Here is a 15704-nt window from a genome sequence, read left to right as displayed (position 1 = left end):
TCCCCAACATGAACGCAATTCATGGACATCAGGCATTGTCAGCGGCGTCAAACTGGTTCGAGCGGTTTTTTTTTGGCGATATCTTTTTGATTCAATTACGAAGGTGTCGCGTCGCGGACATTCGTGAATCACCGATGCGACATGCGTAAAATTATGAGTAACGCTGGCTGACGATGTGGGGACCCAACCCGACGCAGCCTTTCAAACGGCTTTAGTAGTCTGCCGCCCTAAGCCACCCATCGCACGACCTGCGTCACGCGCTCCTGCGCGCCGCGCCACTAAGAGGACAGTTCATGCTCGATCGCCTCACCCGCTTGTTCCCGCTCTGGGCCGTGCTGCTTTCGGTCGTCGCCTACCTGAGGCCCGCATCGTTCAGCGGCATTGCCCCGCACGTCACCGTGCTGCTCGCCCTCGTCATGCTGACCATGGGCGTGACCCTGTCGTTCGACGATTTCAAGCGCGTCTTCACACGGCCTGCGCCGGTGATCGCCGGCATCGGCCTGCACTACCTCGTCATGCCGCTCGCCGCCTGGGCGATCGCGCATGCGCTGCATATGCCGCCCGATCTCGTCGCGGGCATGGTGCTCGTGGGCAGTGTCGCGAGCGGCACTGCATCGAACGTGATGATCTATCTCGCGCGTGGCGATGTCGCGCTGTCGGTCACGATCAGCGCGCTGTCGACCGTGGTCGGCGTGTTCGCGACTCCCTTGCTCACGCGGCTCTACATCGACGCCTCGATCGCCGTCGACGTGCGCGGCATGCTGATGAGCATCGTTCAGATCGTCGGCTTGCCGATCGTCGCGGGCCTCGTGATCCATCATGTGTTCGGCGGTGTGATCCGCCGCATCGAGCGCTATCTGCCCATGCTTTCGATGGTCGCCATCGTGCTGATCATCGCGTCGGTCGTCGCGGGCACGGCGAACAGCATTGCCTCGGTCGGCCTGCTCGTGATGGTCGGCGTGATTCTCCACAACAGCATCGGCCTGCTTGGCGGGTATTGGGGCGGACGCCTGCTGGGCTTCGACGAAACAGTCTGCCGGACGCTCGCGATCGAGGTTGGCATGCAGAACTCCGGCCTCGCGGCAACGCTCGGCAAACTCTATTTCTCACCGCTTGCCGCTTTGCCGGGTGCGCTGTTCTCGGTCTGGCACAACCTGTCGGGGTCGGTGCTCGCCGGCGTCTGGGCCTCCCGCCCCGTGCGGCATTCAGCAAGCTCGCCAGATAGCGCCATGGGCTCTGACCATTCGGCTTGATCTGTGAGCGTGAGCGATTGAACCCAGTGAGCGAGTCTTAAGCAAGGATTTATGAAATCGGCGATCATCGCGTGCGCCGTCCTGCCCGAGGCTCTACCCGCGCGACGCCCGTCGCGCAGATTTACGACTCATTCATGACAGACCTGACCGCTCTCGATCGCCGCTCGCACCGTCTGGCACTGCTTGTCGCCGCGACGTTCTTCATGGAGTACCTCGACACCACCGTCGTGGCAACCGCCCTGCCGCAGATGGCCCAGTCGTTTCACGTCGGGCCGAACGACCTGAGCATGGGGATGTCCGCCTATATGCTCGCGCTGGCCGTGTTCATTCCGGTCAGCGGCTGGATCGCCGACCGTTTCGGCACGCGCACCGTGTTCGCCGGGGCGATCGCCTTGTTCACGATTGCGTCGGTGCTGTGCGGCCTGTCGAACAGCACCGGGGAGTTCACCGCCGCACGTCTTCTGCAGGGACTCGGCGGCGCGATGATGGTGCCGGTCGGACGCATGATCGTGGTCCGCAATACCGACAAGAGCCGCCTGATCCAGGCAATTTCGACCATCACGTGGCCGGCCATCATGGCGCCCGTGATCGCACCGCCGCTTGGGGGGTTCATCACTGACGCCGCCTCGTGGCGCTGGATCTTCCTGATCAATGTCCCGCTCGGGCTGATTGCGATCGCTTGCGTGTTCGCGATGGTCAGGAACGAACGCGACGAGGCCCAGCGCGGTCTCGACCTCGTGGGCTTCCTGCTCAGCGGCGGCGCGCTCGTCTGCCTGATGTGCGGCACCGAACTGGCGAGCCGGGAGTCGGGCGGCACCGTGGTGCCGCTCAGCCTGATGGCCGCCGCTGTGATCGTCGGCGTGGGCTCGTACTGGCATGCGGCTCGTCATCCGCATCCGCTGGTCGACTATGCGCTGCTCAAGGTCCCGACTTTCTCGGTAACCGTTGTAAGCGGCTCGCTGAGCCGAGTAGGCATCAACGCGGTGCCCTATCTGATGCCGTTACTGTTTCAGATCGTCTTCGGCATGTCGGCATTCCGGTCCGGCTTGATCCTGCTCGTCAGCGCGCTCGGCAATTTCGGCATGAAGGCGCTGACCACACCGTCGATGAAGCACCTGGGCTTCCGCTTGACCTGCCTGCTCGGCGTGGGGGGCAGTGCCGTGTTCACGATTGCATGCGGCTTGCTGAGGCCCGACACGTTGATATGGATCACGCTGGTGGTCGTGTTCATGTACGGCGCGATGCGTTCGCTGACATTTTCGACGCTCGCGACACTCGCCTACGTCGACATGGACAAACCGCGCATGGGTGCGGCGAGCACGATATGGAGCACGGCCCAGCAGATGACCATCGGCATGGGCATTGCGTTCGGCGCGCTGAGCTTGCGCGGCGCCACCCTGTTCAATCATGGTGGCGGAGGCCCGGGCCATCCGCATACGCTGGTCGAATTCCGCTGGGCCTTTTTCGCCTGCGGCATCGTGACGCTGCTGTCCCTGCCCGGCTTTCTGCGCATGGCACGCGACGCAGGGCATGCCGTGGGTGGTGGCGCGGGGGCGACGCGGTAGTTGCCGCTCACGGCTCTAGGCCGTTGATACCGGCTCATCTCATCGTCACGCCCGATCGAGCTACTGCAAGATTCGCCGCGCGATTCGATTCGCGCGGCGCCTTCCACTACGGCATGATCTGTCCGCCGTTCACCTCGATCACCTGCCCGGTCACATACCCGCTCGCGGCCTCGCTTGCGAGAAACAGCAGCGCGCCCACGCATTCGTCGGCGGTGCCGAGCCGGCCCATCGGAATGCTCTTCGCGAAGGTCTGCAGGATATCGGGCGAAGAAATGCCTTCATGAAATGGCGTCTCGATCACGCCCGGCGCGAGCGCGTTCACCCGGATTTTCTGGGGCACGAGTTCCTTTGCCATGGTCCGCGTGACGGTCGAGACAAAGCCCTTGCATCCCGCATAGAGACTCGCACCCGGGCCACCGCCGGTGCGCGCCGCCTGCGAGGTCACGTTGATGATGCTGCCGCCATGCGGCGCCATCAACGGAATCACGCGGCGGCTCACGGCGATCACCGAGCGTGCGTTCAACTTGAACACTTCGTCGATCAGCTCGTCGTCGATATCGACGACATTCGAACGCCGCACCATGCCGCCCGCATTGTTGATCAGCACATCGATCCGGCCGAAGTGCGCATGCACATCCCGCACCATCCGGTCGGCGTCGGCCGTGTCGGTCAGGTCCGCCGGGAACGGCTTCGCCTCGCCACCAGCGGCGGCAATCGAAGCCACCACCTGATCCGCTTCGTCCTTGCGGCTCCGGTAGTTGACCGCCACGCGTGCTCCAGCCGCTGCGAACGCGCGCGCCGCCGCCGCACCGATACCCGTGCTGGCACCCGTGATCAACACAACCTTGCCTTTCAAATCTTGCATTCCCACTCCTCTTGAAAGCGAAGCGGCGTCGGCCCGCAACGGGAGACGCCGATGAGACCCACCACAAACGGCGCATCGCGCAAGACGCGTGACGCCACCTCCAGCGAAAACATGCTCAGGTAATCGCCCCGATTTGCCAAGGCACGAATTCGTTCTGTCCATAACCATGGACTTCACTCTTCGAGCGCTGGCCGGAAGCCGTCGCGAGCATCATCTGGAAGATGGCTTCACCGACTTCGTCGACACTTTGCTCGCCATCGAGAATGCGGCCGCAATTCAAGTCGATGTCCTCCTCCTGGCGAACCCACAATGGCGTGTTCGTGCCGAACTTCAACGACGGCGACGGTGCGCAGCCGTAGGCAGATCCCCGGCCTGTCGTGAAGCAGATGAGGTTGGCGCCGCCCGCGACCTGCCCGGTGGCGGACACAGGATCGTAGCCCGGCGTATCCATGAAGACGAGTCCATGCGCACTCACCGGCTGTGCGTATTCATAGGTCTCGACGAGGTTCGTCGTGCCGCCTTTCGCGACCGCACCCAGCGATTTCTCGAGGATCGTCGTCAGGCCGCCCGCCTTGTTGCCGGCCGACGGATTGTTGTTGAGGTCGGCGTTCATCCGCGCACAGTACGCTTCCCACCAGTGAATTCGCGCAACGAGCTTCTCGCCGACTTCACGCGAAACCGCACGGCGCGTGAGCAAGTGTTCGGCACCGTAGACCTCGGGTGTCTCCGAGAGGATCGCGGTCCCCCCGTGTGCGACGAGCCTGTCGACGGCCGCGCCGAGTGCCGGGTTCGCCGTGATCCCTGAATAGCCATCGGAACCACCACATTGAAGACCGACGGTCAGGTACTTCGCGTCGACGGGTTCACGCTTGACCTGGTTCGCCTCGGCCAGCAGGGACTTGATCTGTTCGATACCCGATGCGATGGTGCGTGAAGTCCCGCCGGTCTGCTGGATCGTCATGGTGCGCAGCGCTGCGCCACGCTTGAGCCCCTGTGATTCGACCAGCCCGTCGATCTGGTTTGTCTCGCAGCCGAGGCCGATCATCAGCACGGCGGCGAAATTCGGATGACGCGCATAGCCTGCGAGCGTGCGACGGATCAGCGTGAGCGCCTCGCCTTCGGAATCGATCGCACAGCCCTGCCCATGCGTGAGCGCGACCACACCGTCGACATTGGGAAAATCCGCAAGCGCCTCAGGATGGATGTCGCGACGGAAGTAGTCGGCGATCGCCCGCGCGACCGTGGCCGAGCAATTGACCGACGTCAGAATACCGATGTAATTCCGCGTTGCGATACGTCCGTCGGCGCGCCGGATACCGAGAAACGTGGCGGGCTTCTCGACCATGTGCGTCGGATGCGAATCCACGCCATACGCGTAGTCGCGTTCGAAATTGCCCATCGCCATATTGTGCGTGTGGACGTGCTCGCCCACCGTAATGGCGCGCTTCGCGAAACCGATGATCTGACCATAGCGACGTACCGGCTGCCCCTCGGCTACGGCATGCACGGCGACCTTGTGACCTGCGGGAATCATGCCCGTGACGCGCGCATCGGCGCTCAGAGGGCCCCCAGGAAGCAGTTGCTGGCGTGCAATCGCGACATCGTCGCGCGCGTTGAGCAGGATCAGCGACGAAGCCAGCCCTTCGATCGCTGGGCGCGCCGTGACGTCGCCCGGTTGTGATGTGACGTTCGACATGGTGCTTCCTAGGTTGCGGCGCCCCGCACGCCGACATACAGCGAATAGAGCGAGGTGCTTGCCGCGATAAACAGCCGGTTGCGATGCAGTCCGCCAAAAGTCAGATTCGCCACCGGTTCCGAAATCAGGATCTTGCCAAGCAGTTCACCTTTGGGTGAATAGCAATGTACGCCGTCTTCCGCGCTGGTCCAGACATTGCCGAACTCGTCGAGCCGCAAGCCGTCGGGAATGCCCGGCTCGATGTCGACGAACACGCGATCGTTGCTGAGCCGGCCATTCGTGCCGACGTCGAACACGCGGATATGGTGCGGACCGTCCTCGACGTGCGAAGCGCCAGAGTCGGCGATATAGAGCTTGCTCTCGTCGGGCGAGAACGCGAGACCATTGGGCTTGACGAAACCGTTCGCGGCCAGCTCGACCTTGCCTGTGTCCGGCGAGACCCGGTACACATTGCACGCGCCGATTTCACTGTCGGCACGGTAGCCTTCGTAGTCGCTGAGAATCCCGTAGTCGGGATCGGAAAACCAGACCGAGCCATCGGAATGGACGATCACATCGTTCGGCGAATTCAGCGAACGCCCCTCGTAATGCGAGGCGACCACGACAATGCTGCCGTCGTGCTCGGTCCGCGTGACGCGGCGCGTGCCGTGTTCGCAGCTGACCATGCGCCCCTGCCGGTCACGCGTATTGCCATTGCTGAAATTCGAGTTCGCGCGAAACACGCCGACGCCCATGCCGGGTGCCCAGCGCATCATCCGGTTCCTCGGGATATCGCTCCAGACGAGAAAGTCGCCAGCCGGAAAATAAACCACCCCTTCGGCCCACATGCTGCCCCCGTCGAGCTTCTCGAGGAAGGCATTCGGCTGGATCAGCGTCCGGAAGCGTCGGTCGTGTACTTCGTAGTCTTTTGGGTTCATCGTGTTTCGGATCCTGTCCTTGTCTTCAATAACTGCGGACCCTAACGGGCGGTCCGCCCACCGGCGGCGACGACCACCGCGATAATCAGCACGCCATACACGACCGAACGAATCCCGGCTCCCGCACCGACGGCATTGAGAATCGCATTGGTCAGAAAGAGGAACATCGCGGCGCCCCAGACGCCTGCGACGGTTGCCTTGCCGCCCGTCACCTGTGTGCCGCCGATCACGACGACCGCAACCGAGATCAGCATGTACTCGACACCCATGTCGAGCGATGCGCCTCCCGAGACTCCCGAGAGCAGCAAGCCGGTCAAGGCGGCGATCATCGACGACATCACATAGGTCAGGCAGCGCGTGCGCTCGACCCTGACGCCAGCGAGCCGCGCGGCACGCGGGTTCTGGCCGAGCGCCGAAAGGCTGCGGCCGAATACCATCCGGTGCAGGAGCACGGCCAGCACGATCGACAGCGCGAAGGCAAGCAAGGCGATATTCGGAACGCCAAGCAGGCGTCCGGTTGCAAAACTGCCGAGCGCGGGCGGTGGCGGCGGCATGCCGCGGCTCTGGGTAATTGCAATCGACTGGATGATGAAACTCGACGACAGCGTCGCGATGATCGGCGGAATCCGCAGCGCGCGAATCAACAGGTAGTTCGCCACCCCGATCAATGCACCGACGCCGAATGCCACGGCGATGCCCGTCACGATATGGCCGTTGTTCCCGCCCATCACCTGCACCGCAAGCACGCCGCACAGCGCGATGGCCGAGGGGACGGACAGATCGATATTGCCCGGTCCCGCGGTGATCACGAGCATCTGGCCCAGACCGACGAGGACCATGAAGATGCCGAAGACGAAGGCTGTTGCGACGACATTGCCCGCGATCGAAAACCCGAAGACGAAGATTGTGACGATCCAGACCGCAATCGCGCCCGCGAACGACCATGCCCACGGCGCGCGAACCGCCTTGAAGCGTTCGGCAAGGGTGGGAGGCGGCACGGCCGCATGGTCAGAGGCCGCGGACGGCGGCTGCACCGCGGCGCCGGGCGCGGCTTGGCGGGTTTCAGTGAGACGATTCATTTTTGCTCTCCGCCGCGCTGAAGCAGCACGCGCAACGACAGTACGATGATCAGGATCGCCCCTTGCATGCCGACCTGCCAGTCCGGCGAGATATTGAGGAAAGCGAGAAACGACGCGGCGAGTGTCAGCGTGATCGCGCCGAGAACCGCGCCCCAGACCGAGACACGCCCGCCGACGAATTCCCCGCCACCGAGGATCACCGCGGCAATCGAAAGCAGGGTATAACGCAGCGCGAGATTCGCGTCGGCCGAGGTGGTCAGCCCGAGCAGGCACAGACCTGAGAGCACGCCGAAGATCCCCGCGACACCGTACAGGGTGGCCTTGCTGCGCACGAGCGACCAGCCGAAACGCCGGACCGCGCGCGGGTTGCCACCCGCCCCGCGCACTCTCACTCCGGCCGAAGAGCGCATCAGCAAGGCATGGCCGATCACGGCGATCAGGATCGACCAGGCGATCGGCGCCGCGACCACCGGAGTCTGAAACGTCATCAGCCCCAACAGCCAGCCTGGGCTCGTCCCCCCGGGTGAGGGCAACAGCAGCACGGCAAGACCGCTCCACACGAACGAGAGCCCGAGCGTGACGACGATCGAAGGAATTTGCCGGTACTCGACGAGCGCGCCGACCGCCGCATAGAGCAGCACGCAGCCAACCAGCGCGGCGACGCCGAGCAAGGGATGCTCGACGAGCAAAGTCGCGCCGATACACGCGACCAGGCTCACGAAAGAGCCGATCGAGAGATCGAGGTCGTTGACCGTGATGATCGCGAGCTGCGCGAGTGTCGCGAGGACGATCGGCACGGCGAGGTTGAGCAACAGGCCGATGCCGAAGTAGCTGAAGGTCGCGGGCTGCAGAAAGAAAATCGGCACCAGCACGGCCACCAGCGAGAACGCCGGCAACATGGCGCGCAGGCGAGCCTGGTCGAGCGTAAAGGTCATGCGGGTTGCTCCTCGAAACTTGCGGCGAGCAGCGACTCTTCCGTGCACTGCTCGGCGTCGAGCACGCGGGTGACGCGGCCCAGACGGAAGACAAAAGTCCGGTCGCAGTACGCGAGTTCGTCGTTCTCGGTCGTGTACCAGATAAAAGTGCGGCCTTTCGCGGCCTCGCTGCGCACCAGTTGATAGATGTCGCGCTTGGTGCCGATATCGACGCCGCGTGTCGGGTCGTCCATCAGAATCAGATCGGCGTCGGAGGCGAGCGCGCGGGCGAACAGCACCTTCTGCTGATTGCCGCCGCTCAGCGACAGAATGCCCGCGTTCATCCCTGCGCCGCGGATACCGATGCGTTCACGCCAGGTCTGCACGAGCTCGCGCATCGCGCGCAGGTCGAGCATCATGCGTGCGCGGCCGGCCTTGCCGCCGCTCGCGGCACCGGCATCGCGCGCGGCCTCGTCCAGACCGCCGAACAGCCAGCGGATATCGAGATTCTGGGCGATCGACCACAGGGGGAATACGCCGTCGCGAGCCCGGTCGCCGGCCACGAATGCAACGCGTTCGTGGGCGCGACGCTTTGTCGCGGCCTGGAAGATCGCAAGCAAGGCTTCCGTCTGTCCCTGGCCCGCGAGCCCCGCGAATCCGATGACTTCGCCGCGCATCGCATCGATCTTGAGATGGCCGCCAGGGCCCAGGGCCCATTCGAAGCGCCGGGCCGTCTTTTTCTGATCGCCTTCAAGGCGTGTGCGCGCTTCGGCGGAGGCGTTCTCGACTTCAACGTGCTGGCCCATCGCGCGGACGATCGCGTCCTGCGTGAGTCCCTCGCGTGGCAGCACGCCGGCAACCGTGCCGTCGCGCATCACCAGCACGCGGTCGGCAACGCGTTCGATTTCACGAAGCATATGACTGATCAGAATCGACGCGATGCCGCGCCGCGCAGCCTCGCGAATGAACACGAGCAACTGGTCGGCCGTATGGGCATCGAGACTCGAGGTCGGCTCGTCGAGAATCACCAGCTTGACAGGCGCCCCGACCACGGTAAAACCACGCGCGATCTCGACCATCTGCCGTTGCGTGAGTGTGAGGTCCGCGACGAGTTCATGGCCCTTGAGCCCGTGACCGGGAAAAATCGCATCGAGCTGCTCGATCATGAGTGCCGTTGCACGGCGGCGCCAGCCCCTGCCCTGTAGTTCGGGATGCACGATGCACATGTTCTCGGCAACGCTGAGATTCGCGCACAGGGACAGTTCCTGGAACACGCAGCGAACACCGGCGGCACGCGCGGCATTCGCGTCATATCCGGTGGCCTGCTGGCCGTCGATCGACAGCGCGCCCTGATCCGGCTGGAACACCCCCGCGAGGATGGCCATCAGGGTCGACTTGCCCGCGCCGTTATGTCCCGCGATGCCCACGCATTCGCCGGACCGGAATTCGAAATGGATGTCGGACAGCGCCTTGACCTGCCCGAATGTCTTGCTGATACCCGCAAGCTTGACCAGCACGGGCGAGTGCGCAGCATGCATGGGTTGCGGGGGCGACGCCGAAGTGGAAACGTTCAAGCTGAATCTCCTGCTACCCGAAAGCGATGAGTGTCTGGCGCGATGCAGGTCGCGCACATGTAGAGCATCCGATCGATGTCGAGATCGATATCGCAGTCACGGCACCCCACCGCACGGGCCGCGACTGCGATCGCTTCGCCAGCTCTCATGCTGGCGAAGCGCGGGTTGCCTGCTTGTTGAACTCTATTTCGCGGTCACTTCGCGTCGACGATCTGCAGCACTTCGTCGCGGGTATATTCCTTGTTCGCGAGCGCGCCCTGCGGCGTCTTCGCGAGCACGGCATCGAGCTCGCCGGCCTGGACCTCGAGCAAAGGCATCTGGATTTCATGCGGCAGCTTCTTGCCCGCCAGCAGTTGTTGCGTGACCCAGAACGCGAATGTCGAGCAACCCGGCGGAATCGTCACGGACATGGTTTCATATCCGGACTTGCGCTGATCAGCCCACCAGGCGAGTTCTTCCTGGCGATTGCCGAGGATGATGATCGGCGTCGGACGGCCCGCGTCCTTAATTGCATTTGCCGTACCGAAACCGTCGCCGCCTTGCGTGAGCACGCCGTCGAGCTTCGGCAGTGTCGGCAGAATGCCTGCGACCTGCTTCTGCGCGACCGTCTGCGTCCAGTCCCCATGGACCGAACCGACGACCTTCAGGCCTGGATACTTCTTGAGCTCGTCGACCATGCCCTTGTGGATTTCATCGTCGACCGAGACACCCGCAAGGCCGCGGATTTCAAGCAGATTGCCCTTGTTGTTCAGGCGCTTGGCCAGATAGTCGACCTGCATCGCGCCGACCTTCTGGAAATCCACCGCGATCCGGTATGCGCACGGCTCGGTGGCGATCCCGTCGAAGGAGACGACCGTCACGCCGGCCGCACAGGCCTGCTTGATCACACCGTTCAATGCGGTCGGTGAGGCGGCATCGACGACGATCGCCTTGAAGCCCTGCAGGATCAGGTTCTGGATCTGCTGAACCTGTTCGGTCGCCTGGTTCTCGGCCGTCGTGAACGTCGGTGCTGCGGCGACGAGGCCTTGCTTGACGGCGGGGTCGGTGATATCCGTCCAGCTCTTGAGCATGGTCTGACGCCAGCTATTGCCGGCGTAGTTGTTGGACAGGGCGATTTTCATCGACGCAGTGTTGCCGGTGGCGGCCTGCGCGAAAACGGGGCCGGCCGCGGCGGCCGCGCATAACCCAATGACTGCTGAAGCCAGGAATGAACGCACGTATTGTCTCCTCATGTGATGTGAAGCGAAGCGAACGGCAGGCCGGATCGGCCAGCGTTCGCCCGAATGCCGTCATCGCGGCCGGGCATCGGGACCTCGCGGAACCGTCTGGGCCCATTGCAGGCCCGAACCGGTGGCAGTCCGCGGGGCGATCGTGCCGGCTTCGCCACGACAGCGTGCGAGCTCGGCGGAGACTCTCCGGTCCCATCCGACGCTCAACGGCCACTAATATACTAATCAAATTAAATTTGCGCGATATATTTCGGACAGCGGCACATGAGCGGGCCACGCCGTGGGATCGCACAGCCGCTGGTTCCTACTAGAAGATCGGAAGTGGCGGGCTTTTCACCAGACAAACCAGCGCTCATTCTTCTATAGAACGACGCGCCTCAAGACACACGACACGGCGAAACGACAGCCGCCACGTCGGACGTGCAGCGACCTCTTCTTCCCCATTTCACACTAACGTTTGACGTTAATAACGTACGACGTTACTATTTCCATGATTTCTTCGTTCGCTTGTTCAGACTGTCGGGAAACGGAATTCGTTGGACTGGCGTGCAGTTAGCTGGACTCGAAAGTACGGAATTGACTGGACTGCCCGGAATTAACCGTGATAGGTCGGTCTCACTGTGCGGCGGGCCGAGGTAGGAACTGCGGCCGGCTCAATTGGCTCTCGAAAACGGCGGCAGAAGACGGTTGCGCCTATCGCCTCTCTGAACAATGCCTCATCGTCGCGCGGTTTTGCCTATCGGCAGGTATTCGGCCCCAGCGAACGGCCGTTGCTGAAGCCGCGTGATTGTTAAAATCGTTTTTTCCGAGAATCGCATCAAGCGACCACAGAGTGGCGTCTAGGGCTTCCTCGTTATCGTCAGGGCTTGATAGAACGCCGGATTGACGACATAAGCAGCACTCGGTTTAGCTTTCAAGAATCCCGTCAACATGCGCGTGCTATAACTAAAGTCGTATATGTACCTCACCTCTTCGGTGTCGACCTGAACTCCCAGAAAGCCGTACCACAACAAAAGATCGATAACGCCGGCGATATTCGATGACGAAATACCAAATCTTTCCAGCAACTCCACTACGCACTTACTGTCCATGATGCTTGGAGAGTCAATAAATGCATAAAGCACCTCACCGGAGCCAGGAGAAACGTCATTTATCTCGTATTCAACGTCAGCGAGGATATCGACCGAGAATGTTTTCAGACCCTTTTCGATATCGCTTTCGTCTATTTTTGCGTGGCGATGGTTTACAGCTGATGCCTTACACTGGTTAATCAGGTTAAGCAAAAATCTCGGCCTCATAAGCGATCTGTCGATGAGATATTGCAGGCTGTCCTCCCCTTTATAGTGCGACACGCAAATCATCGGCCAGACGGCTTCAATAGACAAAAAATCATTCATCCCGTTGGCCACGATGCGCAGGCGAACTAATTCTCGCAATAAATCCTGATCTGTCCAGTCAAGCATCACGTTCCCTTCCTTGCCCCGATCCGATGTCTCCTGAACAAGTAACTCGAAAACGTCATTGCGAAGGAAAACAACGGTACTTACCGCGACATCTTGCCTAGAGAACTCTCGTTCGATTTTTCGACAGGCGTCGATCAACCCTCTTATTATCATCAGGTCCGCGTGTTCAAGCCCTGTCGTCGGCCAGCCTTTATCTACGTTATCAAATAAAAGCCACAAAGCGCCCTTATACTTCATGTACTTCGTGAGTTCTACTTCAAGGCGCTTTACGTCGTGTTGATATAAAAGCTCGGTTACCTGCGCCGAATCGAGTTCGACGTCATGTTCACCATCATATTTTTCGTGAAACTTTGCCTGTATCTTTTCTATTAAAGCACCAATTCGCTCTGAAAAATCCCCTTCGGAAAAATACATTCGCACATGATAGAGATCCTCCAGTTTCTTGTACGAATCAAAGAGATCATGATCGTTGAGGTGACGTTTCTCATCCTTTTCCAGCACTTTGTAGCAAATTTCGAGAAGTAATACGTAGTTCCAGAACGCGGTTATAGTATGCTGTAAAGTGCCTTCCCTCATAAACCTGAGCATCATCTCCTTGAACTTAACAAGCTTGTAACCTTCGGGTTTGAGGTCCAAAACTATATTTTGACTTGGATTTCTTGACCTCTCCCGATCTCTCAACTGAAGGAACACTGCTGATTTTCCCGAACCTTTTCGTCCGACTACCAGGTGTGCTTCCCCCCGAATCGATTTTAGAAATGCGTCTGTTATCAGGTAATATTTCCCGAGCGTGCGCATTTCGTTTTCAGCGGACGATGATCCAAGATCCATCGTTTGCAGGAATGTCGCCTTAGGGGTATGTAGGGGAACGTGGTCCTCTTGAAACGCCTCGGCAACGCGCGACGCGAATTCCGCCACGATCTCATTTACATCTTCGACTCGTTGCGCCGTTTCAGCAACGTCACGGAGATCCACCGGCACCGGTCCGTCGCCTTGCTGCAATATACAGCGAGCTTTTCCCATGCCGGCCGCCAAACCAGCAATAAATGCGCCGCGCAAGTTGTGAACAATCGATCCGTCCTGCGCGGTAGAGATGAGCGGAACCAAAACGCCATACGATTGACCTACATGATTTATCGCGTCGTACGCTGACAGTCTCGGCGATTCGTTTGGATCGAAATTTCGAAAGATGTAGCGCGCCTTCTTTACCCGAGAAATCACTCTGGACATCCAATCCGTCTTGTGTTTCGCTTCGAGAACGTAGACAGGCGCTTTTTTATTCAACGTTGCTGAGAGCTCGATTGGAACGTCCGCAGAAAAACTTGAAAACAACTGCCTCAGTTCTTCAGCATTTGCATATTCGCTATAGCCGAGCGTATCGAATATACCGACCTCCCTTATGCTAGGAGGCATCTCCTGAAAGCTTCGATTCCGAACAAGAAAGATCCGCTTCCCCTTGCCTATTGCGAATCCGATCTCATAAGTGACATTGAAATTGAGGAACGTAATGTCGGCGACTAAGTAGCTGGCCTCTTCGAGTTGCTTTTCAATTTCCAAAGATATGAAATGGCCCGCTATATCAAGAGCCTTCCACGAGAAAATTTGAGCGAATCCGTTGAGTGTTCGCGCTTGATTGAGAGCTCTCTCAATGGTTTCGCCTAAAGCACCCGGCGTTGCCGTATAAGCGAAGAAAGCAGTTTTACTCATGTCATTGGTCCCCGTTTTCCGTAGATTAGCACCAATGTCCCTGCAGTCAGATTTTTCCGCTTCGTCCGAGGCCGCGAATGACGTGCCCTGTACAAAGGTCCGTTTTTGAGCGGACGCCGACGTCCGCGTCTGTCTCGTGCGAGCGTCCGGAGTTGGCCAATTGGTTAACTCCCTTCCGTCTGCGCAGGTTGAACCGGCTCGTCACAAGAGCGATGTTGGAACCCGCGTGGATGCGGCGACGGCGACAAGCCAATCTAACGAATTGGGTCACAAATCCGGCCGGTCCAACTATTTCAGTCGGGGTCGGGTGCGGGGTTTGACCGAAAAGGTTAGACAGCCATTGAGCAATATGGAAGCGCAGTCCAACGAATGTGAACCCGCCAGTCGGTTAGCTGGACTCCGAAGGCGAGGAATTGGCTGGAATTGCGCGCCAGTCAATCGATTCTAAACAGCAGCGAGTAATCCGTGCCCGTTGCCGCACATCAACTCCCCTCGGTGGCGCGACCGCGCTTTTACTCCCTGCGTGCCCCTTCGGCGAGACAGGCACATCGGCGGTGTCGCCCAAAGCACAGTATTCACCCCCCGAAAACTTTGGGTCTTTGACTCGATTCCGCACCAACTTTTCGCGGTACATTTCCCACGACCAGTTGGGGGGGAAGTTCTTGAGTTGTACTGGCACGACGCGCGGTTTGCCTGCTCGCCTCTGCCGTGCGTTCTCATCCCATGCAGATTGGCCGAAAGCTGTGACCCCCCGATAAACGGTTTCTCTAGTCGCTTTCGGGACCTCGCTTTCTTTCATGGCGATCATGAACAGATTGTCCGCCTGCTGGCGCGTACAAAGTTGTGACCAGTAGAGGTAGTCATGGATTACCGATGCTCGACTGTATTGGTCATGAGGGCTGTATAAGCTCCAGAGCGGCCGAGGGATGCTCGCATAGTCTGTGACGAATCCCGCCGGGACCGTGATCTTTACTCCTGTCGACCCGACTTCATAGATCATCGGTTCGAGCAATATGAATGCTCGATTGTTTCCTGAAGGCCTGACGCCCGGGCTCGGCGGGGCGTTGGAAAGTTCGCCGTGACACGCGCGTACACACGATTGATTTATCGTACCACTCGGGTAAAGACCATCCCCATCACCGTTACCGCATCGCAGTTTGCAAACGTCAGGCACTCGGGTGAGTATGTCTACGGCATATGATGACCGGCACAGGCACGTCAGTGCGCAAAGCACTGCAATACTCGAAAATTGCATCGCTTCTCCTGTGACTGCGGCGCGGAATGACGGTTCAGAGCTCGCCAACGGTCAGATGCGCATGTCAGCACCCGGTTCTAGGGATGGTGTTCAAAACGGTTGAGCGCCCAGATTTTCAAAGGCTGGAATGCTTGGCAGAATGAGGGCATGAAACAAGCCGACCTGAACCTCGATTTGAGTAACCGGC

Annotated in this window: 11 protein-coding genes; 2 read left to right on the top strand and 9 right to left on the bottom strand. The window is 60.2% G+C overall.

Features of this window, described 5'->3' with window-relative positions; all coding sequences use genetic code 11:
• Positions 1 to 293 precede the first annotated feature (293 nt).
• Both panS and HV670_RS07405 read left to right on the top strand, forming a co-directional pair.
• Positions 294 to 1253, top strand: coding sequence for a ketopantoate/pantoate/pantothenate transporter PanS (panS, locus tag HV670_RS07410; RefSeq protein ID WP_175104118.1), 960 nt, complete (start codon positions 294 to 296; stop codon positions 1251 to 1253).
• Between the two features lie 134 nt (positions 1254 to 1387).
• The gene (locus HV670_RS07405) at positions 1388 to 2818 is read left to right on the top strand and encodes an MFS transporter (protein WP_175104117.1); all 1431 of its coding nucleotides are present in this window, start codon (positions 1388 to 1390) and stop codon (positions 2816 to 2818) included.
• A gap of 106 nt (positions 2819 to 2924) precedes the next feature.
• Here the strand turns inward: HV670_RS07405 and HV670_RS07400 are convergent, their stop codons facing one another.
• The 9 genes from HV670_RS07400 to HV670_RS32200 all read right to left on the bottom strand — a co-directional run bounded on the left by HV670_RS07400 (position 2925) and on the right by HV670_RS32200 (position 15262).
• Complete coding sequence (locus tag HV670_RS07400) at positions 2925 to 3683, bottom strand: SDR family NAD(P)-dependent oxidoreductase (RefSeq protein ID WP_175104116.1); 759 nt, start codon at positions 3681 to 3683, stop codon at positions 2925 to 2927.
• 115 nt (positions 3684 to 3798) lie between these two features.
• The gene (locus tag HV670_RS07395) at positions 3799 to 5379 is read right to left on the bottom strand and encodes a UxaA family hydrolase (protein ID WP_175104115.1); all 1581 of its coding nucleotides are present in this window, start codon (positions 5377 to 5379) and stop codon (positions 3799 to 3801) included.
• 8 nt (positions 5380 to 5387) lie between these two features.
• Positions 5388 to 6296, bottom strand: a complete 909-nt coding sequence (locus HV670_RS07390) for an SMP-30/gluconolactonase/LRE family protein (RefSeq protein WP_175104114.1) — start codon at positions 6294 to 6296, stop codon at positions 5388 to 5390.
• Positions 6297 to 6337: 41 nt separating this feature from the next.
• Entirely contained in the window at positions 6338 to 7375 is a 1038-nt protein-coding gene (locus HV670_RS07385; protein WP_175104113.1) for an ABC transporter permease, read from the bottom strand.
• Complete coding sequence (locus HV670_RS07380) at positions 7372 to 8310, bottom strand: ABC transporter permease (protein ID WP_175104112.1); 939 nt, start codon at positions 8308 to 8310, stop codon at positions 7372 to 7374. Before HV670_RS07380 ends, HV670_RS07385 begins: the two co-directional genes overlap by 4 nt.
• Positions 8307 to 9827 (bottom strand): sugar ABC transporter ATP-binding protein, encoded by a 1521-nt coding sequence (locus tag HV670_RS07375; protein ID WP_175104309.1) that lies wholly within the window; start codon positions 9825 to 9827, stop codon positions 8307 to 8309. The genes HV670_RS07380 and HV670_RS07375 overlap by 4 nt, the downstream gene beginning before the upstream one ends.
• A gap of 230 nt (positions 9828 to 10057) precedes the next feature.
• Positions 10058 to 10984, bottom strand: a complete 927-nt coding sequence (locus tag HV670_RS07370; protein ID WP_425511400.1) for an ABC transporter substrate-binding protein — start codon at positions 10982 to 10984, stop codon at positions 10058 to 10060.
• Positions 10985 to 11931: 947 nt separating this feature from the next.
• Complete coding sequence (locus HV670_RS07365) at positions 11932 to 14262, bottom strand: P-loop ATPase, Sll1717 family (protein ID WP_175104110.1); 2331 nt, start codon at positions 14260 to 14262, stop codon at positions 11932 to 11934.
• A gap of 388 nt (positions 14263 to 14650) precedes the next feature.
• Positions 14651 to 15262: a DUF1353 domain-containing protein gene (locus tag HV670_RS32200; protein WP_425511399.1), complete on the bottom strand. Its 612-nt coding sequence runs from the start codon at positions 15260 to 15262 to the stop codon at positions 14651 to 14653.
• Positions 15263 to 15704 lie beyond the last annotated feature (442 nt).

It is taken from the genome of Pararobbsia alpina, from assembly GCF_902859895.1.
GTDB classification, from domain to species: domain Bacteria; phylum Pseudomonadota; class Gammaproteobacteria; order Burkholderiales; family Burkholderiaceae; genus Pararobbsia; species Pararobbsia alpina.
Note: the sequence above shows the minus strand (reverse complement) of the source record. Positions and strands in the feature narration are given on the sequence as shown.